21 protein-coding genes and 1 pseudogene are annotated in these 22,271 nt (G+C 64.5%); 13 read left to right on the top strand and 9 right to left on the bottom strand.

Features of this window, described 5'->3' with window-relative positions; genetic code table 11:
* Positions 1-240 precede the first annotated feature (240 nt).
* Positions 241-649: pseudogene (locus XcyCFBP4188_RS07970) on the bottom strand (methyl-accepting chemotaxis protein); the annotation flags it as partial.
* A 146-nt stretch (positions 650-795) separates the two neighbouring features.
* On the opposite strand from XcyCFBP4188_RS07970, the gene hrpB reads away from it, so the two are divergent.
* The 3 genes from hrpB (at position 796) to XcyCFBP4188_RS07955 (ending at position 7,299) form a co-directional block, all read left to right on the top strand.
* Positions 796-3,297 carry an ATP-dependent helicase HrpB gene (gene hrpB, locus XcyCFBP4188_RS07965; RefSeq protein ID WP_104591894.1) on the top strand — a complete coding sequence of 834 codons (2,502 nt, stop codon included), beginning with the start codon at positions 796-798 and terminating at the stop codon, positions 3,295-3,297.
* Between the two features lie 306 nt (positions 3,298-3,603).
* Positions 3,604-4,035 (top strand): hypothetical protein, encoded by a 432-nt coding sequence (locus tag XcyCFBP4188_RS07960; protein ID WP_006450060.1) that lies wholly within the window; start codon positions 3,604-3,606, stop codon positions 4,033-4,035.
* Positions 4,036-4,305: 270 nt separating this feature from the next.
* Positions 4,306-7,299 (top strand): TonB-dependent receptor, encoded by a 2,994-nt coding sequence (locus XcyCFBP4188_RS07955; RefSeq protein WP_104591893.1) that lies wholly within the window; start codon positions 4,306-4,308, stop codon positions 7,297-7,299.
* Between the two features lie 166 nt (positions 7,300-7,465).
* On the opposite strand, the gene XcyCFBP4188_RS07950 is transcribed toward XcyCFBP4188_RS07955, so the two are convergent.
* Both XcyCFBP4188_RS07950 and XcyCFBP4188_RS07945 read right to left on the bottom strand, forming a co-directional pair.
* Positions 7,466-8,038, bottom strand: coding sequence for a pseudouridine synthase (locus XcyCFBP4188_RS07950; RefSeq protein ID WP_006450062.1), 573 nt, complete (start codon positions 8,036-8,038; stop codon positions 7,466-7,468).
* Positions 8,039-8,173: 135 nt separating this feature from the next.
* On the bottom strand, positions 8,174-9,028 hold the full coding sequence (locus tag XcyCFBP4188_RS07945) for a class I SAM-dependent methyltransferase (RefSeq protein WP_043908307.1): 855 nt from the start codon (positions 9,026-9,028) through the stop codon (positions 8,174-8,176).
* Positions 9,029-9,250: 222 nt separating this feature from the next.
* Between XcyCFBP4188_RS07945 and XcyCFBP4188_RS07940 the strand changes: the two genes are divergently transcribed.
* The 4 genes from XcyCFBP4188_RS07940 (at position 9,251) to XcyCFBP4188_RS07925 (ending at position 12,698) form a co-directional block, all read left to right on the top strand.
* On the top strand, positions 9,251-10,222 hold the full coding sequence (locus tag XcyCFBP4188_RS07940; RefSeq protein WP_043908311.1) for an aldo/keto reductase: 972 nt from the start codon (positions 9,251-9,253) through the stop codon (positions 10,220-10,222).
* A 112-nt stretch (positions 10,223-10,334) separates the two neighbouring features.
* Positions 10,335-11,363: an NADP-dependent oxidoreductase gene (locus XcyCFBP4188_RS07935; RefSeq protein ID WP_006450065.1), complete on the top strand. Its 1,029-nt coding sequence runs from the start codon at positions 10,335-10,337 to the stop codon at positions 11,361-11,363.
* A gap of 81 nt (positions 11,364-11,444) precedes the next feature.
* Positions 11,445-12,248, top strand: coding sequence for a 2,5-didehydrogluconate reductase DkgB (gene dkgB / locus XcyCFBP4188_RS07930; RefSeq protein ID WP_104591892.1), 804 nt, complete (start codon positions 11,445-11,447; stop codon positions 12,246-12,248).
* A gap of 147 nt (positions 12,249-12,395) precedes the next feature.
* Entirely contained in the window at positions 12,396-12,698 is a 303-nt protein-coding gene (locus XcyCFBP4188_RS07925; RefSeq protein ID WP_006450067.1) for a hypothetical protein, read from the top strand.
* Between the two features lie 56 nt (positions 12,699-12,754).
* On the opposite strand, the gene XcyCFBP4188_RS07920 is transcribed toward XcyCFBP4188_RS07925, so the two are convergent.
* A complete protein-coding gene (locus XcyCFBP4188_RS07920) occupies positions 12,755-13,171 on the bottom strand; it encodes a hypothetical protein (RefSeq protein WP_167393513.1) in 417 nt (138 codons plus the stop codon).
* Between the two features lie 223 nt (positions 13,172-13,394).
* Between XcyCFBP4188_RS07920 and XcyCFBP4188_RS07915 the strand changes: the two genes are divergently transcribed.
* Entirely contained in the window at positions 13,395-14,204 is an 810-nt protein-coding gene (locus XcyCFBP4188_RS07915) for a DUF2884 family protein (RefSeq protein ID WP_043908313.1), read from the top strand.
* A gap of 9 nt (positions 14,205-14,213) precedes the next feature.
* On the opposite strand, the gene XcyCFBP4188_RS07910 is transcribed toward XcyCFBP4188_RS07915, so the two are convergent.
* The 3 genes from XcyCFBP4188_RS07910 to XcyCFBP4188_RS07900 all read right to left on the bottom strand — a co-directional run bounded on the left by XcyCFBP4188_RS07910 (position 14,214) and on the right by XcyCFBP4188_RS07900 (position 16,076).
* Positions 14,214-14,915 carry an alpha/beta fold hydrolase gene (locus tag XcyCFBP4188_RS07910; RefSeq protein WP_006450070.1) on the bottom strand — a complete coding sequence of 234 codons (702 nt, stop codon included), beginning with the start codon at positions 14,913-14,915 and terminating at the stop codon, positions 14,214-14,216.
* Positions 14,916-15,079: 164 nt separating this feature from the next.
* A complete protein-coding gene (locus tag XcyCFBP4188_RS07905; protein WP_006450071.1) occupies positions 15,080-15,508 on the bottom strand; it encodes an organic hydroperoxide resistance protein in 429 nt (142 codons plus the stop codon).
* Positions 15,509-15,614: 106 nt separating this feature from the next.
* Positions 15,615-16,076 (bottom strand): MarR family winged helix-turn-helix transcriptional regulator, encoded by a 462-nt coding sequence (locus XcyCFBP4188_RS07900; protein ID WP_006450072.1) that lies wholly within the window; start codon positions 16,074-16,076, stop codon positions 15,615-15,617.
* A gap of 143 nt (positions 16,077-16,219) precedes the next feature.
* Between XcyCFBP4188_RS07900 and XcyCFBP4188_RS07895 the strand changes: the two genes are divergently transcribed.
* A complete protein-coding gene (locus tag XcyCFBP4188_RS07895) occupies positions 16,220-16,756 on the top strand; it encodes a hypothetical protein (RefSeq protein WP_146094033.1) in 537 nt (178 codons plus the stop codon).
* Positions 16,753-17,037 carry a hypothetical protein gene (locus XcyCFBP4188_RS07890; RefSeq protein ID WP_006450074.1) on the top strand — a complete coding sequence of 95 codons (285 nt, stop codon included), beginning with the start codon at positions 16,753-16,755 and terminating at the stop codon, positions 17,035-17,037. The genes XcyCFBP4188_RS07895 and XcyCFBP4188_RS07890 overlap by 4 nt, the downstream gene beginning before the upstream one ends.
* A 104-nt stretch (positions 17,038-17,141) precedes the next feature.
* On the opposite strand, the gene zapE is transcribed toward XcyCFBP4188_RS07890, so the two are convergent.
* Both zapE and XcyCFBP4188_RS07880 read right to left on the bottom strand, forming a co-directional pair.
* On the bottom strand, positions 17,142-18,236 hold the full coding sequence (gene zapE / locus XcyCFBP4188_RS07885; RefSeq protein WP_006450075.1) for a cell division protein ZapE: 1,095 nt from the start codon (positions 18,234-18,236) through the stop codon (positions 17,142-17,144).
* Positions 18,237-18,321: 85 nt separating this feature from the next.
* Positions 18,322-18,984 (bottom strand): alpha/beta hydrolase, encoded by a 663-nt coding sequence (locus XcyCFBP4188_RS07880; protein ID WP_043908318.1) that lies wholly within the window; start codon positions 18,982-18,984, stop codon positions 18,322-18,324.
* Between the two features lie 66 nt (positions 18,985-19,050).
* Here XcyCFBP4188_RS07880 and XcyCFBP4188_RS07875 point away from each other — a divergent pair, with 66 nt between their 5' ends.
* From XcyCFBP4188_RS07875 to XcyCFBP4188_RS07865, 3 genes are all read left to right on the top strand, one after another.
* Complete coding sequence (locus XcyCFBP4188_RS07875; RefSeq protein ID WP_074058606.1) at positions 19,051-19,923, top strand: hypothetical protein; 873 nt, start codon at positions 19,051-19,053, stop codon at positions 19,921-19,923.
* 432 nt (positions 19,924-20,355) lie between these two features.
* Entirely contained in the window at positions 20,356-20,838 is a 483-nt protein-coding gene (locus tag XcyCFBP4188_RS07870; RefSeq protein WP_043908340.1) for a hypothetical protein, read from the top strand.
* Between the two features lie 797 nt (positions 20,839-21,635).
* Entirely contained in the window at positions 21,636-22,217 is a 582-nt protein-coding gene (locus tag XcyCFBP4188_RS07865; protein WP_043908330.1) for a hypothetical protein, read from the top strand.
* Positions 22,218-22,271 lie beyond the last annotated feature (54 nt).

Below are 22,271 nucleotides of genomic sequence, written 5' to 3'. Positions count from 1 at the left end.
CGGGACCGTGTGGCGGCATGGATGCCGCCACCGAGCCTCCACGGACGGATTCACGGCGTGTCCCGCGAGCGGCGAGGGCACCGCGCCCTCGACGAACTCAGCTTTTGACTGCATCTAGACGGATATCGACTGCGCGCCGCGCTGTCCCCAAACGTTGTGCTGCACCACTCTTGCACTCAACGTGCGTGCAAGAGTGGTGCGTCAGTGCTTCGGCAAGCAGTGACACGGCGATGTGGAGCCTCACGCCGCAGCAGCTAAGCGCGGCCGGCGTGCATCCAGGCGGAACACCGACACCGCCTCGCTCAGTTCCACCGCCTGTTCTTCCATCGCACGTGCCGCCGCAGAGGCTTCTTCCACCAGCGCGGCATTGCGCTGAGTGGTTTCGTCCATGTCGTTGACCGTGCGGGCAACGTGCTCGATGCCGGACGATTGTTCGCGCGATGCGGCGGAAATCTCGGCAATCAACGTGGTCACCTGCTGCACCGATTGCACGATCTGCTGCATCGTCTGCCCGGCCTGATCCACGCGTGCGCTGCCGCGCTCCACGCTGGCCACCGAGGCATCGATCAACTGCTTGACCTCCTTGGCCGCGCCGGCCGACCGCTGCGTTCAACGCCAGGATATTGGTCTGGAACGCGATGCCGTCGACGCCCCTGCCCGGGTCTGAAGCAAGCTCGGCCTTCAAAACAGTCGGGTATGCCTAGGCATGCACTTCGCCACTCGGCATTCCCTGACACCTTCACCCACCAACCCGACCATCGCGCCGATTCGGGCCGCCCCGTATCCTTCCCGCGCATGACCGACCCCGCGTTTCCGATCTCCCCGTTATTGCCGCAAATCCGCGGCAGCCTGGCCGCCCATCCGCGCCTGGTGCTGGAAGCGCCACCCGGCGCCGGCAAGACTACGCAAGTGCCGCTGGCGCTGCTGGACGCGCCATGGCTGGCCGGCCGCAAGATCGTGATGCTCGAACCGCGCCGCGTGGCCGCCCGTAGTGCGGCGATGTTCATGGCGCGCCAGCTCGGCGAGCCAGTCGGCGAGACCGTGGGCTACCGCATCCGCTTCGAGAACAAGACCTCCGCGCGCACCCGCATCGAGGTCGTTACCGAGGGCATCCTGACCCGGCTGATCCAGGACGACCCGATGCTGGAACACATCGGCGCACTGCTGTTCGACGAATTCCACGAACGCCATCTGGCCGGCGACCTCGGTCTGGCGCTGGCGCTGGATGTGCAGGCGCAGGTGCGCGAAGACCTGCGCATCGTGGCGATGTCGGCCACGCTCGATGGCGAGCGCCTGGCCGGCTTTCTCGACGCACCGCGCCTGAGCAGCGCCGGGCGCAGTTTCCCGGTGGAGATCGCACACTTCCCCGCGCGGCGCGACGAGGCGCTGGAGCCGCAGACGCGGCGCGCGGTGGAACAGGCCTTGGCCACCCATCCGGGCGATGTGCTGGTGTTCCTGCCCGGCCAGCGCGAGATCGCACGCGTGCACAGCGCGCTGCAGGACGTGCTGGACCCGGCGGTGCAAGTGCTACCGCTACATGGCGAGCTGCCGGTCGAGGCGCAAAGCCAGGTACTGCAACCCGACCCGTCAGGGCGCCGGCGCGTGGTGCTGGCCACCAACGTGGCCGAGTCTTCGGTGACCCTGCCCGGCGTGCGCGTGGTGATCGACAGCGGGCTGGCGCGCGAGCCGCATTACGACCCCAACAGCGGCTTCTCGCGGCTGGACATCACCACCATTGCGCAAGCCTCGGCCGACCAACGCGCCGGCCGCGCCGGGCGGGTGGCCAGCGGTTGGGCGTACCGGCTGTGGCCGCAATCGCAACGGCTGGAACCGCAGCGGCGTGCGGAGATCACCCAGGTAGAACTGGCCGGCCTGGCACTGGAACTGGCCGCTTGGGGCAGCGCCGCGCTGCGTTTTGTCGATGCACCGCCCGCCGGCGCGCTCGCTGCCGCACACGAATTGCTGCAACGGCTGGGCGCACTCACCGACAGCGGCGGTATCACCACCGTGGGCCGGCGCATGCTCGCGCTGGGCACGCATCCGCGCCTGGCCGCAATGCTGGCGCAAGCCGGCGATGCCCCGCGCGTAGCGCTGGCCTGCGACCTGGCCGCCTTGCTGGAAGCGCGCGACCCGCTGCGTCAGGGCGGCGATGGGCTGGCTGCGCGCTGGCGTGCGCTGGCCGCATTCCGCCAGGGCCGCAGTGGGCACGACGCGAACCGCGGCGCCCTGGCCGCGATCGACAGCGCCGCCAAACAATGGCGACGCCGGCTGCGTTGCGACAGCGCACCGCCCGCCAGCGTGGAGGCGCATGCACTCGGCGATCTGCTCTCGCACGCCTTCCCCGACCGCATCGCTGCGCGCCACCCTGCCGACCCGCTGCGCTACCTGCTCGCCAACGGCCGCAGCGCGCGCCTGTTCGACCACAGCGACCTGCGCGGCGAACCCTGGCTGGTCGCCAGCGAATTGCGTTACGAGGCCAAGGACGCGCTGCTGCTGCGCGCAGCACCGGTGGACGAAGGCTATCTGCGCCGCAGCGTGCCCGAGCGCTTCGTGCAGCAGGATCTGGTGCAGTGGGATGCGGACAAGCGCGCGTTGGTCGCGCGCCGGCAATCGAGCTTCGACCGCATCGTGCTCGACAGCCGCCCGGCCGGCCGCGTCGATCCCGCCCAGGCCGCCAGCGCGCTCACCGAGGCGATACGCCAACTGGGTCTGGATGCCCTGCCCTGGACCGACGGCCTGCGCCAATGGCGCGCACGCGTACAGTCGCTGTGCGCCTGGATGCCGGAACTCGCGTTGCCCGATCTCTCCGATGCAGCCCTGATGGCCACGCTGGAGACCTGGCTGCGCCCGGCGTTCGTCGGCAAGACCCGGCTCGACGCACTCGACGAAAGCAGCCTGGGCGAAGCGCTCAAGGCCGCCTTGCCATGGGACCGCCGCCAGGCAATCGACCGCCACGCGCCCACCCGGATCAGCGTGCCCTCGGGCATGGAGCGGCAGATCAGCTACGCCGTCGATCACGCCGGGCAACCGTTGCCGCCGGTGCTGGCGGTCAAGTTGCAGGAACTGTTCGGCCTGGCCGAAACTCCGCGCATCGCCGACGGCCGCATCCCGTTGACCTTGCACCTGCTCTCACCAGGTGGGCGACCGTTGCAGGTCACACAGGATCTGAAGAGCTTCTGGGTCACGATGTATCCGGAAGTCAGGAAGGAGATGAAGGGGCGGTATCCCAGACATCCATGGCCCGACGATCCGTGGACCGCGGCGGCAACGCACAGAGCAAAACCGCGCGGCACGTAATAGCCCCTCTCCCGTCGGGAGAGGGGTTGGGGTGAGGGTACGGGCGGAGCACTCGCGTTGCTCAACTGCACGTGGCTTCGCCCGTACCCTCATCCGCCCCTGCGGGGCACCTTCTCCCGGCGGGAGAAGGGAAGAGCTGCGCATACTTAGCGGATCGGTTTTTTACCGCTACCCCAGACTCCCACACACACCGCGCCCCGCATCATTACTTAACCGCAACCCAAACAAGCTCCACCACCGCTAACACCGTCTATACGCACCAGCCCACACACTGCAGACCACGTACTCAGAAAGGAAACGCCTCCAATGAGCAAGCTGACTGTGATCACCGAACGCGCCCTGGAGCGTGCCCTGGAACTGGCTGGCACTGCCGGCGACCACCTGCGTCATGCTGCGTCCGACGCGGGCGACAAGGCACGCAACGCGGGCAGCAGCCTGCGTCATTTCAGCCCGGGTGCCAACGAATGGCTCAAGACCGGCGCCGCGCTGGGTGCCGTGCGTACCGGCGGCAAGGTCGTCAGCAAGGCGGTCAAGCGCAACCCCGCCATCACCGTGGCAGCGGCCGTCGCCGGCCTCGGCCTGATCGGCTATGCGGTGTATCGCAAGCGCCAGCGTGATCAGCAGGTCCTCGGCGGCAACGTGCATCGTTTCGATCGCGAAAACGCCGGCAACGCCAGCGCCCGTCGCGCGGCCTACCAGCGCCGCGGTGCAGTGACCCCGAGCGACGGCATCGAATAAGCCATCTCGCCAGGTAAATCAGACAACGCCACGGCCCTGCGCCGTGGCGTTGTCGTTTGTGGGATGCAGTCCATCGCAGTGCATTGATGTCACCGCGTGACACACCACCGCAATCACCATAGCCATTTGGCGTAGCGACATAACCACACTCCATTTCTGAATAGCGGGCTCGGCGGTGATTAATGTCCGCGGGGAGCCACACCGAGATCGGCGTCGCAATTGCGCGCTTGCGGGGTGCTCCCACCTCCCCACATCCAGAAGTGATTGTTCATGACCGTTCGCTCTCCCATCTTCCGGCCTAGCGCACTCGCGTTGGCGCTGTTGCTTGCCACTGCCTCACCGTTGGCCTTGGCTCAATCCACCACCGGCAGCATCGCCGGCCAGGCCCCTGCCTCGGCCAGCCGCGTTGTGGTGCGTAGCGATACCGGCCTCACCCGCGAAGTGGAGGTCGATGCGCGCGGCCGCTACGCCTTGGGCCAGTTGCCGTTAGGCACTTACTCGGTAGTGGCCAAGGATGCCGCCGGAAACGTGTTGAATACACGCGAGGCAGTGACGCTGACCGTGGGCGCCACCACCGATGTGTCGTTTGGCGGGGTGACACAACTGGATGGCGTCAGCGTCACCGCCGATCGTGCGGCAGCCGCGATCGATGTCACCACCGTGGATTCGCGCACCGTCATCACTGCCGAGCAATTGCAGCGGTTGCCGCTTGGCCGTTCGGCCGAGGCGATCGCGCAGCTGGCACCGGGCGTGGTCGGCAACAGCGGCAGCGGCACCTATAGCGGCCCGAGCGGCGAGCAGTTGGTGAGCTTCGGCGGTTCATCCGCTGCAGAGAACGCGTATTACATCAACGGCTTCAACACCACCGATCCGCTGCGTGGCCTGGGCGGCCTGACCCTGCCCTACGGCAGTATCGATCAGCTGGAGGTCTATACCGGCGGCTACAGCGCCAAGTACGGCCGCTCCGATGGCGGCGTGATCAATGCAGTGGGCAAGCGCGGTACCAACGACTGGCACTTTGGTGGACAGGCGTTGTGGGAGCCGGCGTCTGCGCGCGCGGACAAGGACGATGTGCGCTACCCAGCCAATGGCACGCTGTATCGCCCCGACAATCAGGACCGCCAATGGGTGTCCACCCAAAGCGTGTATGCCGGCGGGCCGTTGATCCAGGACAAGCTGTTCCTGTTCGGCTCCTATGAAATGGAGCGCCGCCAGGGCCGCGAACTGGACAGCGTGGAAGACACCAATGCCGACACCAGCTATCGATACGACCGCCCGCGCTGGTACGGCAAGCTGGATTGGAACATCACCGACAACCACCTGCTGGAACTCACCGGCGCCTCCAGCCGCAACGTGTATCGCGGCAGCATCTACAACTACGATTACGACGCGTTGAGTCGCGGCAGCCTGCGTGGCCAGGACGACACCACCAAGACCGGCGGCAATCTGTGGAGCGCCAAATACACCGGTTATCTCACCGACCGCCTCACCGTCAGCGCGCTGTACGGCAAGATGAGATCCGACGACTACGTCGGCAATCCTGCCTATGACAGCTCGCTGACGTTTCTGTCCAATGCCTCGCTGCAGAATCCCGCACTCAATGGCGGCAGCCCGATCACCAATGCACAGACCACCGCGTCATTGATCGACCCGGATCGCGGCAACCGCAGCGACAATCTGCGACTGGATCTGAATTACGTCATCGGCCATCACTCGATCACCGTCGGGATCGACAACCAGAATGCACGCGCACTCAATCGCGGCTCGGTGTCCTCCGGCGATGGCTATTACTGGATCTACGGCCAGTCCAATCCGAATGTGCCAATCAGCACCGGCCTGGGCGTGCCGGCCACCGGCGGCATCGTCAATGGCCAAGACGGCTACTACGTGCGCCGCTACATCTCCAGTTCGCTGGCCTCGGTGCGCTCGGCACAACGCGCGCAGTACATCGAAGACAACTGGCAGGTCAGCGACCGGCTGTTGCTCAATCTTGGCTTGCGGCTGGATCAGTTCACCAACTTCAACCGCGATGGCGATGCCGACATCAAGCAGTCCAGCGGGCAATGGGCGCCGCGTCTGGGCTTCAGCTGGGATGTCGATGGCGACGGGCGTTTCAAGGTGTTCGGCAATGCGGGGCGTTACTACCTGGCACTGCCGCTGAATCCGGCCTTCAACGCGGCCGGTGCCACCTTGGCGACGTCGACGTATTACACCTATGGTGGCATCGATGCCAACGGCTATCCCACCGATCTGACCCAGTTCTCCGACCCGGTTTCGTCCAACAACAATTACGGGATCCTGCCCGACCCCAAGACCGTGGCGACCTCCGGCATCAAGCCCTCGTTCCAGGACGAATTCATCCTGGGCTTTTCCAAGACGCTTGGCGACAGCTGGGTTTACGGCGCCAAGGCGACTTATCGTTTGTTGCGCAGCGGCGTGGATGATTACTGCGATATCGATGCGGTGCTGGCCAAGTCCGATGCGCTGGGCTACGACGTCACCAAGCAGAGCAATCCGGTCAGCTGCTGGCTGATCAATCCGGGCAAGGCCAACACCTTCACCCTGGTCGATACCGGCGGCAACTACGTCAGCGTGCCGTTGAACAACGCCGAGCTCGGCATGCCGGCCTTCAAGCGCAACTACTACGCGCTCAACCTGTCGTTGGAACATCCTTTCGACAGCCGCTGGTACGCCAAGGCCGACTACACCTTCTCGCGCAGCTACGGCACCACCGAAGGCCAGCTGCTCTCCAACATCGGCCAGACCGCGGTGGCCACATCGCAGGCCTGGGATTACGCGCAGCTGATGGAACATACCAACGGCCCGCAGAGCAACGACCACACCCACCAGCTCAAGCTGTATGGCTATTACCAGATCACCCCGCAGTGGCTGGTGTCGGCCAACCTGGCCGTGGTTACTGGCGCACCGTTCAGCCCGCTCGGCTCGTATGGCGCCGATCAGACCGACCCGGCCGGCTACGGCATCGCCTACCACTACTACCAGGGCCAACCTGCGCCTCCGGGCAGCCAGGGCCGCCTGCCGACGATGACGCAACTGGATCTGGGCCTGGCCTATCGCCCCGGTTTTGGCGACGGCAAGCTCGGTTTCAATCTGGATGTGTTCAACGTGTTCAATACCCAGACCGCGTTGTGGCGCTATCCGTATTCGGAACTGGAACCCGGGCAACCGAATCCGCTGTACGGGGCGGCCAATGTGCGGCAGGCACCGCGTTCGTTGCGGGTGAGCGTGAGCTTCGATTATTGAGGCTGCGTGCGGCTGACAAGGCGTTGCGAGCGCGCGTGTGTCGCACGGTGGTTGTGTCGATTGCTGCTGTCAGTTGCCCTTGAATGCACGCATCCAGGCCCTAGGTCGCGGTGCGTTGCTGTGCCTCGCTGCTGTGCACGGAACGAACGCTGAGAAAGCAGACAACTCAGCGTCGCGTCCGGCTTGGCCGCGCGTGATGGGTTTCGTCCGCGCGCCACTGCCCAGGCGCCAGAGTGTCCAACGTCCAGTCACCAATCGCCACGCGGATCAGGCGCAAGGTGGGAAGACCCACCGACGCGGTCATGCGCCGCACCTGACGGTTGCGGCCTTCGGTGATCTGCAGTTCCAGCCATGCATCGGGCACGGTCTTGCGCACGCGTACCGGCGGATCGCGCGGCCACACCTGCGGTGACGGATCGATGCTGCGCACCTTGGCCGGACGGGTCGGGCCGTCGTTGAGCACCACGCCATCGCGCAAGGCCTGCAACTGCGAAGGCGCAGGCGTACCTTCCACCTGCACCCAGTAGGTCTTGGGTTGTTTGTGGCGCGGGTCGGTCAAGCGGTGCGCCAATGCGCCATCATCGGTCAGGAGCAGCAAGCCTTCGCTGTCGTGATCCAGACGGCCGGCCGCATACACGTCGGCAGGCAAGCCGAATTCGGCCAGCGTGCGTTTGGGCGGCTGCGAGCGGTCGCTGAATTGCGACAGCACGCCATAGGGTTTGTTCAACAACACCAACATGCCAATCCTGTTGCGTCAGAGCGATGCACAGCGCCGGCAAGACGCAATGCACGTGCGTGGCGTCATGCGTTGGTTGGCGGTGTGCAAACACCTGCATGCCGAACGCGCACTGCGCGCCGGCATGCAGGCACTGCCTCACTGCTTGACGAACTTCAAGGTCATGCGGTCGCTCTCGCCGATCGCCTTGTACTTGGCGTCATCGGCCTTGTCGTGGCTGTTGCTCGGCGGCAACGTCCACACGCCACCGGCATAGTCCTTGGTGTCGCGCGGGTTCGCATTGACCTCGCTCTTGCCGGCCAGCTTGAAACCGGCCGCTTCGGCCATTGCAATCAACTGCGCCTGGCCCACGTAACCGCTCTTGTCGTCCGCCGGCACATCCGCCTTGGCACGATGCTCCACCACGCCGAGTACGCCGCCGGGCTTGAGCACCTTGTAGAAGCCACTGAACATCGCCTCGGCATTACCGGCCATGCGCCAGTTGTGCACGTTGCGGAAGGTCAGCACCAGGTCGGCCGAATTGTCCACGCCAAACGAGGGCGTCTTCGGCACGTACGACACGAACGCGGGCTTGCCATACACCTGCGGCTTGGCCTGGAACTTCTTTTCCAGCTCGTCGCGCCCGCGCTGTGCGGAGTCGCGGCCACGGCCCTCCGGGACCGCCGCCGGGTCGACCACTGCTGCCACGTACTTGCCCTTCTCGCGCAGATACGGCGCCAGAATTTCCGAATACCATCCGCCGCCCGGTGTGATCTCGATAACGGTCTGGGTCGGCTTGATGCCGAAGAACGCCAGCGTCTGACCCGGATGGCGATACACGTCGCGCTGCACATACACACGGTCGCGCCAGTTGCCGTCGATGGCCGCCTGCAGCGCCGCATCGGGCGCCGGCAGGGTTGCGCTATCGGCCGGTTTGATTGCCATTGCCAGCGGCGCGCTCATCGCCACTGCCATCCCCACCACACATGCACACACCAGCTTGTTGCGGATCATCACAGCGCCCTTTACGGGAAAAAGTAGCGCGAGCCTAGCATGCGATTTGGAGCCTGCCATGTGCAGGACTTCGCATGCTGCACTGCGCGCGACGCACGACATGTTCAAATTCTGTGAGGCATTGCGGCAGCTGGGCGGAACGCTGAATCCACGTTGGTGTCACACGCAACGCCGGCGTGCATGACTATCCTGTTCGGCAGTTTCGAATCAGGAGCTTTCACCATGACTCACTCCCGCGCGCTGGGCCGCTCCGGCCTGCAGATTCAACCGATTGTCTTCGGTGGCAATGTATTCGGCTGGAGCGCCGATGAAGCAACCTCGTTCGCGCTGCTCGATGCCTTCGTCGACGCCGGTTTCAATCTGATCGATACCGCCGATGCCTACTCCGGCTGGGTGCCTGGCAACCACGGCGGCGAATCGGAAACCATCATCGGGCGCTGGCTCGCGCGCAGTGGCAAGCGCCACAAAGTGTTGATCGCCACCAAGGTAGGCAAGTGGAGCGAACATCCGGGCTTGTCGCCGGAAAACATCGTCGCAGCTGTAGAGGATTCGCTGACGCGTCTGCAGACCGATGTGATCGATCTATATCAGGCGCATGCAGACGACGAATCGGTTCCGCTGGAAGCCACGCTGGCTGCATTTGGCCGCTTGATCGAACAAGGCAAGGTACGCGCGATTGGCGCCTCCAACTACAGCGCCGCACGCCTGCGCGATGCACTGGATATTTCCGAGCAGTACAAGTTACCGCGCTACGAAAGCCTGCAGCCGGAATACAACCTCTACGACCGCGTCGGCTACGAGGCCGAGCTGGAACCGCTGGTGCGCGAGCGCGAGGTCGGTGTGATCAGTTATTACTCGCTGGCCAGCGGCTTTCTCACCGGCAAGTACCGCAGTGCAGACGACGCCAGCAAGAGCAGCGCGCGCGGTGCGTCGGTGGTCAAGCAGTACGTCAATCCGCGTGGCTTGCGCATCCTGCAGGCGCTGGACGATCTGGCCGCCACCCACACCGCCACGCCCGCGCAGATCGCCTTGGCCTGGTTGATCGCGCGGCCGGGCCTGAGCGCACCGATCGTCAGTGCCACCAGCGTGACCCAGCTACACGACGTACTGGCGGCAGCGCGCGTGTCGCTGAGCGCCGATCAGATTGCGCAGCTGGATAGCGCAAGCGCGCCGGATCCTTCCGAAGCCGCTTGACGCCTCGCCTCTGCAGCGCATGTAACCCATCGCACGCACTCCCTCGCGCAGCCGCTATGCGGCTGTGCTCCCTCGACCGCGCACGCGTGGTCCTTTCCGCGAGGAATTTCGCATGACATCGATCACCAACCGCCGCATCGTGCTGGCCTCACGCCCGCACGGCGAGCCGAGCGCCGACAACTTCCGCCTGGAAGAGGTCGCCTTGCCGCCCACCGGGCACGAACAGATTCTGGTGCGCAATCGCTTTCTCTCGCTCGACCCGTACATGCGTGGACGCATGGACGAAGGCCCGTCCTACGCCGCACCGGTGGAGATCGACGCGGTGATGGAAGGCGGCACCGTGAGCGAAGTGCTCGAATCGCATCACCCCGACTATCAACCCGGCGACCTGCTGGTGCTGCCGGGCGGCTGGCAGACCCATAGCCTGTTCACCCCTGACGCGCCATTGCGCAAGCTGCCCAAGGATGATGCCTTGCCGCTGAGCACCGCGCTCGGCGTGTACGGCATGCCCGGCTTCACCGCCTATGCCGGTCTGCATGAAATCGGCAAGCCGCAGGCGGGCGAGACCCTGGTGGTTGCGGCCGCCAGCGGCCCGGTCGGCGCCACCGTGGCGCAGCTGGCACGCCTGCAAGGGTTGCGCGTGGTGGCCATTGCCGGCGGCGAAGAAAAGGTGCGTTACCTGCGCGAGACGTTGCGCGTGGATGTGGCACTGGACCACCGCGCCGACGACTTTGCCGAGCAGCTGCGCGCCGCCACGCCGGACGGTATCGACATCTATTTCGAAAACGTCGGCGGCAAGGTGTTCGATGCGGTATTGCCGCAGTTGAATGCGTTTGCGCGCATCCCGGTCTGCGGCGTGGTCGCCACCTACAACAGCCGTGGCCACGCCTTGCCGGGGCCGGATCGCCTGCCGGATTTCATCGGCCAGGTGCTGCGCAAACGACTGACCGTACGCGGCTTCATCCAGCACGATTTCATTCGCCTGATGCCCGCCTTCCTGCGCGAAATGGGCCAGTGGCTGCGCGAGGACCAGATCCACTATCGCGAACACGTCCTGCACGGCCTGGACAGCGCACCGCAAGGCCTGATCAGCCTGCTGCGCGGCGAAAACTTCGGTAAAGCCGTCGTCGCACTCGACTAAATAACTCACAGCGCCTCGCATACCCCCGCTTTTACGATTCCCCATTCCCGATTCACTATTCCCGATTAACAAAGGAACACAATGACAGTCCCCGCATTCGGCCTCGGCACCTTTCGTCTCAAGGACCAGATCGTCATCGACTCGGTGCGCAATGCACTGGAGTTGGGCTACCGTGCCGTCGATACCGCACAGATCTACGACAACGAAGAACAGGTCGGTCAGGCCATTGCCGCCTCCAACGTGCCGCGCGATCAGCTGTATCTGACCACCAAGATCTGGGTCGACAAGTTCGGCCGCGGTGCCTTGCTGCCGAGCCTGCAGGACAGCCTGCGCAAGCTCGGCACCGAGCATGTCGATCTCACCCTGATTCACTGGCCCTCGCCGCAAGATCAGGTGCCGATGCGCGAGTATCTGGAAGCACTTGCCCAGGCCAGGCAGCAGGGTCTGACCCGCGCAATCGGTGTATCCAACTTCACCATCGCACTGATCAAACAGGCCATCGAGATCCTGGGCGCCGATGCCATCGCCACCAACCAGATCGAAGTGCATCCCTACCTGCAAAACCGCACGCTGATCGCGTTCCTGCGCGAGCAGGGCATCCATGTCACCTCGTACATGACGCTGGCGGTCGGCGAGGTGTTGAAGGATCCGGTGATCCAGGCGATTGCCGCGCGCCACGACGCCACTGCGGCACAGGTGACCTTGGCCTGGGCGTTGCAGCAGGGGTATTCGGTGATTCCGTCCTCGACCAAGCGCGAAAATCTTCAAAGCAATCTCAAGGCGCAGACGCTGCAGTTGAGCGAGCAGGACATGCGCGAGATCGCCGCACTCGACCGCGGTCAGCGCCTGGCCAACCCGAAGGCGATTGCACCCGACTGGGATTGAGTTCTCGGTTTTTGCCCCGTCCCGGCATCGCCCGGTACGGGGCACAGCAGCCGCGACGACCGCTCGTCGTCGCGCGCTGGTTGCACGCGGCAGCCGCTGCTACGGTGCCAGCACAGGGGGGTAAGTCTCGACAACGGAGTCCTACCCATGCACACCGCATCCGTCTTGACCCGCCGCGTCGTCAATCTCGACGCAGAGATCGCCTATTGGCGCGATGTCCACGCCGAAGGCCATCTGGGCGGCTACGATTTTGCCGACTATGCCCGGCTGCTTAAGCTCGGCTACGACATTTATCTGGCTTACCCGCGCGCTACCGAGGCGCAGCTCTACCGCGTGTTGCAGGAAGGCTTTTACCACTATCAACCGATGCTGTCGGTGCCCTGGGATGAGGCGCGCTGGATCGTGCGGCATGCCTGGCGGCATATGGAAGAGGCGGCCGTTCGGCACTGAAGCGGCGGCTCGAACGCCTGCGCAGCCGCTCGGCCACACAGTGCCGCAATAAACGCTTAGCTCAACTGCCCTATCGCCATTGCCTGACGGTCGATGCGGTGTTTTTCGGCCAATGCCTGCATGCCTTGCAGGGTGGCAGCGATCAGGCTGGCATACCGCAGCCGCCACAGATTGGCGCGGTCGTTGTCGTCGTGGGTGCTGCCCAGGCCGTCCCGCACCTGCGGCAGACGCCGATCGGCCAACGCCGAGGCAGCCAGATAGGGCTTTGCCGGAGCGATCACATCCACCGGTTCGCGCCAGTCGTTGGCCACCTGCCGGGCGATGCCGGCCAGATGCGAGAGCTGGTGCATGCCGATCAGCGTCTCGTGCAACATCTCGCGGCAAGCCCATTGCCACAGCGCCACCTTTTCCGATGGATTCTGGGCGATTTCGGTCAGCGCCAGATCAACCTTTTCGATGCGTGAGTCGAGCATTGCGGAGCTCCGATGCTGCTGTGCAACATAATTCACACCATCCGCCGTGAGAGTCAAGTGAGCCAGCCGCTAAAAAGATGTCGGCGTGCAGGTGCTCGACCCGTTTCACGCTTTTGCAGTTGCCGTTGTTCGGATAAAGGGGTGCGGCACCCTGACTTCCTGCCCATGGCGGTGCGCATCGCCACGCGTAGTGCTGGGGTCCTCCGATTCCCAGGCCGCCGCCATGCGCCCCACTGCCTTTCTCGCGCCGCTGTTATTGCTGGCGGCCTGTAGCGCGCAGGCCGAAACCGCCAAACCGCAGGTGTCTTCGCAGCAGTGCCAGGTCAGCACGTCTTACGACGTGCTGGCCGACAGCGGCGGCATCTGGCTACGCCGCAAACAGGGCGTGCCGCGCGAGATCTTTTTCCACGGTGGCGAGCTCAACGTGGACCGCCAACCGCAACCGGTCAGCGCTGCCGATGCGCAACGTCTGCGCGACATCGAGTACGGCGCCCGCACGCTGATGCCGGCAGTGACCGACATTGCCCGGTCGGTGGTCGACATCACCTTCGATGCGCTGGCCGGCGTGGTGCAGATGCTCACCGGCAGCATGCGCCAGGAGCGCAAGGTGGAGCGGCTGCGCGTCACCGCACTTGCGCAGGTCGATACCACCCTGGGGCGCGGGCGCTGGGAGCAGGAGCTGTTCGACGAACACTTCGAAGCCAATGTCGAACAGGCCGCAGAAGAGTTGGCCGGCGGCCTGACCCGCAGCGTGATGTGGACGGTGATGACCGGACGCACCGCGCAGCTGGAGCGCCGCGGGGAGCAATTGGACGCGCGGATGGAACAGCAAATGCAGGCACGCAGCGAAGCGCTGGAGGCGCAAGCGCACACCTTATGCACACAGGTAGAAGCGTTGTACGCGGTACAACAGGCGCTGGACTATCGCTTTCATGGCGAGCGCTTGCAGATGCTGGAGCTAAAGACGCATCGGCAAGAGGAGCAAGACGATGCGCCGGCTTCCAACAGCGTGGTGGTGACGGCTGCGCACTGAGAGCGCGTATCAGGCCAGCAGCCATTCCCGCAGCGCATCCGATACCGCCTGTGGCTGCTCCAATGGCGACAGATGGCCACACGCAGGCACTTGCACCAACTGTGCCTGCACGGCGAGCGCAGCCATTTCCTCGTGCAACGTAGGCGGGGTGATCGTATCGTCCTGGCCGCACAGCACCAGCAGCGGGCCGGTGTAGGCGCGTAGCAACGCGCGACCATCTTCCCGCTCCAGCCGGTTCTGGCGCACGAAGACCTCCACGCCCAGGCGCTGGGTCATGCCGCGCACGCGTTCCAGCAAGGCCGCGTCCTGCCACCGCGATGGATGCACGTAGTGCCGCATCAGCCGTTCGCCGAATCCAAGAAACGTCTTTCCGCCACGCACGCTCGCTTCCTGCGCGCGCCGTTGCGCGACACGCTCGGGCGAATCGGCACGTGCGGAGGTATCCAGCAAGGCCAGGCGCTCCACACGCTCGGGCGCGATGCGCAGGATGTCCTGCGCCACATAGCCGCCCAACGAGAAACCGGCCAATGCGAAACGCGGCGGCATCTGCGCCAGCACCTGCGTCGCCAGCGCGCGCATGCTCTCGCCCTGGGTGATGTCGCCGACCTCGCACTCGGCAACGTTGGCCAATGCCACGCGCTGCGCCTGCCACAGCTGCGCATCGTTGAGCAGGCCCGGCAGCAGCAACAAGGTGGGACGCGGCGCGCTCATGCGCAGAAGAGTCCGGTCGGCGCCGGCGAAACAAGCACTGTCATCGCCGTAGTGTGCCGCGCGGCTGCGGGCATCGCCAGCACGTGTAAACGAACGCGGCCCGACGCATGCGCCGGGCCGCTTCTGACACTGCTACGCGATATGCGCGGCAGCACTGGCGTGGATCAGGCCAGGGTCAGGGTGACGTCGATGTTGCCGCGCGTGGCGTTGGAGTACGGGCAGACCTGGTGGGCCTTGTCGACCAGCGCCTGCAGTTCGGCCTTGTCCATGCCCGGCACCGCGATGCGCAACTCCACCGCAATGCCGAAGCCACCCGGAATCTGGCCGATGCCGACGCTGCTGTCGATGCTCACTTCGCCCGGCAGCTTGAGCTTGTCCTGACCTGCAACGGCCTTCATCGCGCCGATGAAGCAGGCCGCATAACCGGCAGCGAACAGCTGCTCCGGGTTGGTGCCATCGCCGCCAGCGCCGCCCAGCTCGCGCGGGGTGGACAGCTTGGCGTCCAGCGCCTTGTCCGAGGACAAGGCGCGGCCTTCGCGGCCGCCGGTTGCGGTGGCGTGGGCGGTGTAGAGGATCTTTTCAGGTGAGGCCATGGTGGTTCTCCAAGGTGAGCGCTCTCGGCGCAGGATGGGGTTGAATCGTTGACGATTGAATCGTGTGCGACATGTAAATTAAGAACGTAGCCACGGGTGGATCGACTCACGCCGTGCCGAGGCTGGAGCGTAGCTTTTCCAGTTCCTGCTTGAGTTGACGCAGTTCGTCCAACGAACACGCCGACGCGCAGAACACCTGCTCCGGCACCGCGCCCGCCTTACCGCGCAAGGCGCGACCGGCGTCGGTCAGCCCGATGATCACCTGACGCTCGTCGCTGACGGCGCGCGTGCGGGTGACCAACCCGGCGGCCTGCAAGCGCTTGAGCAGCGGCGTCAGCGTCGCCGAGTCCAGGTACAGGCGCTCGCCGATCTCCGACACGCTGCGGCCGTCGGTCTCCCACAGCACCAGCATCACCAGGTACTGCGGATAGGTCAGGTCCAGCGCCTTCAGCAGCCCGCGGTAGAGCTTGTGCATCGCCAGGTTGGCCGAATACAGCGCAAAGCACAGCTGGTTGTCGAGCTGCAGCAGCGCATTGGTCCGGGCGGTGGTGGCTGTGGCGGTGTCCATGGCTGCACTTTAAATAGCACGCTATTTAATAGCAAGCGATTTTATTCGCTCTTGAGAAAAATCCGCAATGTGCTGCAGCCGTGCAGCTGCCGGCCACCTGAGTTATAAGTAATCGGGAACCCTGCTCGTATCGCCAGAATCGTATGTCCGACCTCACATCTGTCCTCCGATCACTTCACCTGAAGGGCAAAACATCACCTCTGGTGAAAGACATGCCGGCCGTAAAGCTGGCGGCTGCCAAAGAGCTGGTAGCAGCCGGCGTCATGTCAGACGCGATCGTGCTCGGGGCCGACGATGGCTATGCGGTGCAACTGCTTGCGCGCGACCATAGCCGGCGCCTGCTCATCTCCAAATTGGGAGAGCCGCGCACCTTTGCCGGGATCGAGGCTGCAGCCAAAGCGTTGCACCAGATCGGCATCCACAGCTACCGCGTCGACAACACCCGGAAAGCGGATCCGGCAAACAATGTGCGCATCAGACTGCGCAAACGCGCAGATCAGCAGAGCCGCATCGCAGGCGTGCACAAGGACGCTGCGTATCTGCGGTTTTTGACCGACCGCACGCGCTCTGCCGTGGAGGCCGCCGATGCCAATCCGGCTGACTCGCTGACAGGCCAACACGCACGTGATCGCTTGCAGGCATTGAAACAGCAGGCCAGGAAACACATCGCCAAGCCATGACCGTGTACTGGACGCTACGCGCGGACGAAGCCAGGGTCGAGTACTGGGTCGGTTGCGTGGAGGCGACCAACGAAGACACTGCAGATGCACAAGATCAGCGAATATACGACAAGGGTCAGACCCTTGATGGCGTCATGACCCATCGCAAAGGCGTGCAGCCAGGAACCTATCTGGCGCCCGCCTGCAGCGGAAAATTTACTCTGATCTATCGCCGATTTCCGAACGGCGATGCCGAAATCCTCGACGTTGTCCCGAGCCGCAGTAACTGGGAAAGTCCCTGACGGCTACGGTGCACGCGCGATGACGTTGCTGCCCCAGCAAGATCGCAGGCCAGCAAAGCAATCCGTGCAGTGCGCCTTTGGCCTACGCATGTCACGCAATCAACTCACGCCCGATGCGCAGTGGCCAGATATTCGGCGCTCTGCATCTCGATCAAACGCGAGGCGGTGCGCTCGAAGGCGCCGGCCAGGCGCTGGCCGCTGTACAACGCCGGCGGCGCATCCTGCGCGGTGCAGACCAGATTGACGTGGCGGTCGTACAGCTCGTCGATCAGATTAACGAAACGGCGCGCTGCGTCCTCGTTCATGCGGTCGAAGTGCGGAATGCCACCCAGCAGCACCGTGGTGAATTCGCGCGCGATCTCGATGTAGTCGCCCGGGCCGCGCGGGCCTTCGCACAGCGCAGCGAAGTCGAACCAGGCGATGCTCTTGCCGCGTGCGCGCACCGCGATCTTGCGCGCTTCGATTTCGATATTGCCGCCACGTGCCTCGGCATTTCCGCTCAATTCGCTCCAGCGCTGGCTGAGCCACTCATCGGCCTGCGCATCCAGCGGCGCGCGGTACACCGGCGAACGCGTCAATGCGCGCATGCGGTAATCCTCGGTGCCTTCGGCATACAGCTCGACGCAGAACTTCTGCAGCAAGCCGATCGCCGGCATGAAGCTGTCGCGCTGCAAGCCATTGGCGTAGAGGTTTTCCGGCGCGGTGTTGGAGGTGGTCACCAGGGTCACACCTTCGGCGAACAAACGTTCCAGCAGGCGCGCCAGCAACATCGCATCGCCGATATCAGTGACGAAGAATTCGTCCAGCACCAGCACGCGCAGATTCTCGCGCCACTGCTGGGCGATCTTGGCCAACGGGTCGCTTTGCCCGGCGTGCTCGCGCAATTGCTCGTGCACGCCGCGCATGAACCTATGGAAATGCGTGCGGTATTTCTGCTTGATCGGCAGCCCGTCGTAGAACAGGTCGACCAGGAAGGTCTTGCCGCGCCCCACGCCACCCCAGAAGTACAGGCCGCGCACCGGCTCGGGCTTTTTCCAGAAGGCCGACAGCCGGTCCAGCCAGCCATCCTGCGCGCTGTCCACCAAGGCCTCGTGGATACGGTCCAGCTCCGCCAACGCCGCCTGCTGCGCAGGATCGGCGCGCCAGTCGCCGCGTTGTACGCCGGCGGCGTAGCGCTGCGACGGGGTCATCTCAGTCATCGTGTTCTCCGCGGGCCGGCTGCTGCCAAGCCCGCTTAACGGCGCATCGCAGAGCGATACGCCTATGCGTGGGGCCATGCCGCGGTCAGACTGCGGCCGGCAACCAGCGCCGGACACCATGCTGGATCGCACCGCGCAGGTCGATCAATTTGCGGTGGAAGAAGTGGCTGGTGTCGGGCATGCGCACCAGCTCGGGTTGCTGCTCCAACGTGTCCAGCCAGTCGTAGACCGCCTGCGGGTCGACGATTTCATCGGCATCGCCCTGAATCACCAACCAGTGCGCAGGCGGCTGCATGTCGCTGAAATCCCAGCGCCCGGCCGGCGGCGCGATCGAGATCAACACCTGCGGTTCGAGCGAGCCGGCAGCGCGCAACGACACGTAGGCGCCGAAGCTGAAACCGGCCAGCCACAGCGTGTCGCCCGGGCGTTGGCTGCGCACCCACGCGGCAACCGCACGCAGATCGTCCTGCTCGCCGTTGCCATGATCGAAGCTGCCGGCCGAGCTGCCGACACTGCGGAAATTGAAGCGCACCACGGTGATGCCCAGCTCGCGCAACGCGCGCGCGGCCATGGTGACGACCTTGTTGTGCATGCTGCCGCCCTCGGTGGAGAGCGGATGACAGACGATGGCGGTGACCGGTTGCACAGCGACGTCCGGCTCGGGCAGATCGACCGCGATATCGAGCGGGCCGACCGGCCCCTCCAACGTCAACGCAGCCGATTCGGTGGGGAATGGGAGATTGGACATGCCCTCATAATAGCCGCCCCGCCGGCCGCGTTCATCGCCCTGCCTGCACACTTCGTTGCGTTGCCTATGTATTTCCTGCTGTTTGCCGTTGTTTGCAGTGTCCTGGTGTCGGTGCTTCTCAAGCTGCTGCCGCGCTACCGACTGGACGCTGCGCAGGCGATCACCTGGAACTACGCCACCGCTGCCGTCCTGGCTTGGCTGTTGCTGGATCCTGCGTTGGACACGTTGCATGCGCCGTCCACACCGTGGGCAGCATTGCTGGCGCTTTCGGTTGCGCTGCCGTCGATCTTCATGGTGCTGGCGCGCGCCGTGACCACCGCCGGCATCGTGCGTACCGAGATGGCGCAACGTTTGTCGTTGCTGCTGTCGTTGGCGGCGGCTTTCACCCTGTTCGGCGAGCCGTTCAACGCATGGAAGCTGACTGGACTGGGCATGGGCCTGCTGGCCATCGTATGCATCGTGCAACGCGCAGATCCGCGCAACCGCGCTGCGCCGGCTCCCTCGGCTGCGTGGCTGTGGCTGCTGGGCGTGTGGATGGGCTTTGCACTGATCGATCTGTTGCTCAAGACCATCGCGCAGGCCGGTACGTCGTCGCTGACCTCGCTCACACTGTGCTTCGCAATCGCCTTCGTCCTGATGTCGCTGCTGCAGGGGCTGCGCTGGACACGCGGCGTGCGGATGGACGGCCGCAACGTCGTGGCCGGCGTGCTGCTGGGCATGCTCAATTTCGGCAACATCTTTTGCTATGTGCGCGCCCATCAAGCATTGCCGCACAGCCCCGCTACGGTCTTTGCGAGCATGAACATCGGCGTGGTCGTCCTTGGCGTGCTGGTGGGCGCGCTCGGGTTCAAGGAGCGTCTCGGCACACGCGTACGCGTGGGTCTGCTGCTGGCGGTCCCGGCGATCGCCGCCATTGCATGGGGCATGTACACCGCTTGAAAACATCAGCCGTTCGGTTAGTGGGCCGTTTGTTCGCAGCGTACCGGGTTCGGTAAAACAAGCTCGATACCTTAGCGACCACACACAGGGCTCGTCGTCCGGTTGGAGTGGGTCATGCGGCTGAATCCCTGGTTGAAAGAACGGCAGGCAACGAGCGCTGCCGCAGATGCAACCGGTGCCTCCGGCTCAGGCACGTCGCGGCTGTTTGCCCAACCGCGCAGGCTGCCTGCGGCGGCTGGCGGCGTAAATTTGCGGCATGCGGCTGCCGCACGACAGGAGCGAGCACCTGCCTGCGCGCTTCAACGGACGCAGCAACAGGCAGCGCAGGCCTGGTTTCCATCATCGCCGCGCTTGGCTGGTGTTGCGTCCCACGCATCACCGCCAGGCGCTGCACGATTGCCGCGCGCTGGAATGCAGTCGCTGTTGCAAGGCATGAACCGCCGTCTGATCCAACTCAACACGCAATACCATGCCATCACTACGCGCTTGTTTCTTGAGGAGCGCCAGGCGATGCCGCAGGAACAACGCGTGCTCGATCAACGCAATCGTCTATTGGCGCGGCGCAATCAGGTACGCGACAGTCAATTGGAGTTTCTGCTGCAGGCACTTGCACCGTTGGAGCAAGTGCCTGCCCCGACCACGACAGCCGACCAGCTGACGAATACGCACAACGATGCGATGCAGCGCGCTCACGTGCGATCGCTGGCATTGAACGCGATGGCTCGCTCGACCTGCCTGGCCGAGGTCTTCAGGCATGCCGAAGTGCAGCTGGATGGCTTGCAGGAAAGCGCTGCGCCGTGCGAGCGGATCCTGAAACTGCAACGGCTCATGCAACGCTACCGCACCCTGGCGGCTACGATAAATGACCTGAATGAAGTCTGCCAACAGCGGAAGCAAGGCGACGGACATGCATGACAGTGTTGTTGGATACCTTGATGCCGAGCGGAGGGGGCGGTGGCTGCAATCGCGGCGTTCGCATGCGGCGTGCGCATCGATTGAGATTGTCATTTCGGCTTGCGCGACGCCGGTTCGCAGCCTGCATCACGCCATCGGAGGCGGTCGCTACTGTGGGCGCATACGACCGACAGGAGTTCGTTATGCGCCGTCTGAATCCGTTTTCGAGTAGCCGCGATCGGGTCGCCCAGGAACCGCCCAGCCCCGCGTCGACCAATGGCAAGACGACCGCTGAGACAGCCAGGCCGCAACCTGAGACGGCCACGCCGCAACCGCTGTCTCAGGCGCCCAAGCGCGCTGCAACGCACGGCGCAGCGAAATCGAATCAATCCATCCTTGCGTCTGCGCGGAAAACGTTCGCGTCCTTGCAAAAAAAGCTACCATCGATGCACCTGCGCTCCTCACCGCTACGGCCAGGGGGCGCCTCACCAATGCCCACGTCCTGTACAACGCCTGTGGCCGAACGTAATCGCCCGCAGCAAGCGCATGCGCCGCAGCTCCGCCACGATGCGCAGCGACAGCCCCATGCTCCACTAGCAGCCAATCCAACTCGCGCACAGTGGCCGCAACCACAGCGGAACGCGTCGCCGCGCCCAGCGCCGATGACGCCTGTGGCCACGCCTGATCGCCGGCCGCAGACGCAGACGCAGACGCATGCATCGCAGCGAACTGCCTCCACGCCGCGTCCGGCACCGATCAAGCCTGGGCCTATCCCGGCGGCGTCTCCGCCACAGTTAACGCGGCCCTCATTGCGCAGCTTGAATCGGGAGATTGCGCAGCTCAGCAAACAGTGTCATGCAACCAGAATGCGTTTGTTCGAGGAAGATTCCGAACCAACGACGCAGGAGCAGCGGCTGTTCGATACGCGTGCTGCGCTGATCGCGCAGCGCAATCAGGTACGCGACAGTCAGCTCAATACCCTGCTGCACACGCTTGCGCCGCTGGAACAGGTGCCCGCACCGAGAACCACGACCAGCTTGCTGGCCAACGTCCAGAGCGACGTCATTCAATCCAATCGCCGCGCTTTACTGAAGGCGCGGCAGCAGCTTGGCGACACGCCCGATATTGCCAAACACTATGCTCGCGCCAGGCGCCGTTTGGCTTCCTTGCAGGAAAGTGGCGCAGACCCCGGCCAGGTCAAACGGCTTGAGCGCATGATGAAGGGCTACGAAAACCTGCTGGAACTTGAAGACATCGTCAAACGTACCGACGACCAATTGGAAAGGATGGGCGGTCCACGCTTGATGGACAGCATTCCCACCACGCCACAGGAGCGCCGACAACGCCATCGAGACGAAGTGGATGCCCATCAGGAAGCGATCGACAACGGTTACTTCTGACGGTCTTCCATGTCGGCACAGCACGCAGTGCACGTCTCAGCCTGCAGCTGCGAC

The organism is Xanthomonas hortorum pv. cynarae, from assembly GCF_002939985.1.
In the GTDB taxonomy this organism is placed as follows: domain Bacteria; phylum Pseudomonadota; class Gammaproteobacteria; order Xanthomonadales; family Xanthomonadaceae; genus Xanthomonas; species Xanthomonas hortorum_D.
The sequence above is the reverse complement of the archived record's forward strand: the minus strand, read 5'-3'. Positions and strand labels throughout refer to the sequence as shown.

What these genes read in the sequence shown, in the direction of transcription:
- hrpB (WP_104591894.1), top strand. Translation starts at nt 796, where the DNA reads ATGACCGACCCCGCGTTTCCGATCTCCCCGTTATTGCCGCAAATCCGC.
- XcyCFBP4188_RS07960 (WP_006450060.1), top strand. Translation starts at nt 3,604, where the DNA reads ATGAGCAAGCTGACTGTGATCACCGAACGCGCCCTGGAGCGTGCCCTG.
- XcyCFBP4188_RS07955 (WP_104591893.1), top strand. Translation starts at nt 4,306, where the DNA reads ATGACCGTTCGCTCTCCCATCTTCCGGCCTAGCGCACTCGCGTTGGCG.
- XcyCFBP4188_RS07950 (WP_006450062.1), bottom strand. Translation starts at nt 8,038, where the DNA reads ATGTTGGTGTTGTTGAACAAACCCTATGGCGTGCTGTCGCAATTCAGC.
- XcyCFBP4188_RS07945 (WP_043908307.1), bottom strand. Translation starts at nt 9,028, where the DNA reads ATGATCCGCAACAAGCTGGTGTGTGCATGTGTGGTGGGGATGGCAGTG.
- XcyCFBP4188_RS07940 (WP_043908311.1), top strand. Translation starts at nt 9,251, where the DNA reads ATGACTCACTCCCGCGCGCTGGGCCGCTCCGGCCTGCAGATTCAACCG.
- XcyCFBP4188_RS07935 (WP_006450065.1), top strand. Translation starts at nt 10,335, where the DNA reads ATGACATCGATCACCAACCGCCGCATCGTGCTGGCCTCACGCCCGCAC.
- dkgB (WP_104591892.1), top strand. Translation starts at nt 11,445, where the DNA reads ATGACAGTCCCCGCATTCGGCCTCGGCACCTTTCGTCTCAAGGACCAG.
- XcyCFBP4188_RS07925 (WP_006450067.1), top strand. Translation starts at nt 12,396, where the DNA reads ATGCACACCGCATCCGTCTTGACCCGCCGCGTCGTCAATCTCGACGCA.
- XcyCFBP4188_RS07920 (WP_167393513.1), bottom strand. Translation starts at nt 13,171, where the DNA reads ATGCTCGACTCACGCATCGAAAAGGTTGATCTGGCGCTGACCGAAATC.
- XcyCFBP4188_RS07915 (WP_043908313.1), top strand. Translation starts at nt 13,395, where the DNA reads ATGCGCCCCACTGCCTTTCTCGCGCCGCTGTTATTGCTGGCGGCCTGT.
- XcyCFBP4188_RS07910 (WP_006450070.1), bottom strand. Translation starts at nt 14,915, where the DNA reads ATGAGCGCGCCGCGTCCCACCTTGTTGCTGCTGCCGGGCCTGCTCAAC.
- XcyCFBP4188_RS07905 (WP_006450071.1), bottom strand. Translation starts at nt 15,508, where the DNA reads ATGGCCTCACCTGAAAAGATCCTCTACACCGCCCACGCCACCGCAACC.
- XcyCFBP4188_RS07900 (WP_006450072.1), bottom strand. Translation starts at nt 16,076, where the DNA reads ATGGACACCGCCACAGCCACCACCGCCCGGACCAATGCGCTGCTGCAG.
- XcyCFBP4188_RS07895 (WP_146094033.1), top strand. Translation starts at nt 16,220, where the DNA reads ATGTCCGACCTCACATCTGTCCTCCGATCACTTCACCTGAAGGGCAAA.
- XcyCFBP4188_RS07890 (WP_006450074.1), top strand. Translation starts at nt 16,753, where the DNA reads ATGACCGTGTACTGGACGCTACGCGCGGACGAAGCCAGGGTCGAGTAC.
- zapE (WP_006450075.1), bottom strand. Translation starts at nt 18,236, where the DNA reads ATGACTGAGATGACCCCGTCGCAGCGCTACGCCGCCGGCGTACAACGC.
- XcyCFBP4188_RS07880 (WP_043908318.1), bottom strand. Translation starts at nt 18,984, where the DNA reads ATGTCCAATCTCCCATTCCCCACCGAATCGGCTGCGTTGACGTTGGAG.
- XcyCFBP4188_RS07875 (WP_074058606.1), top strand. Translation starts at nt 19,051, where the DNA reads ATGTATTTCCTGCTGTTTGCCGTTGTTTGCAGTGTCCTGGTGTCGGTG.
- XcyCFBP4188_RS07870 (WP_043908340.1), top strand. Translation starts at nt 20,356, where the DNA reads ATGAACCGCCGTCTGATCCAACTCAACACGCAATACCATGCCATCACT.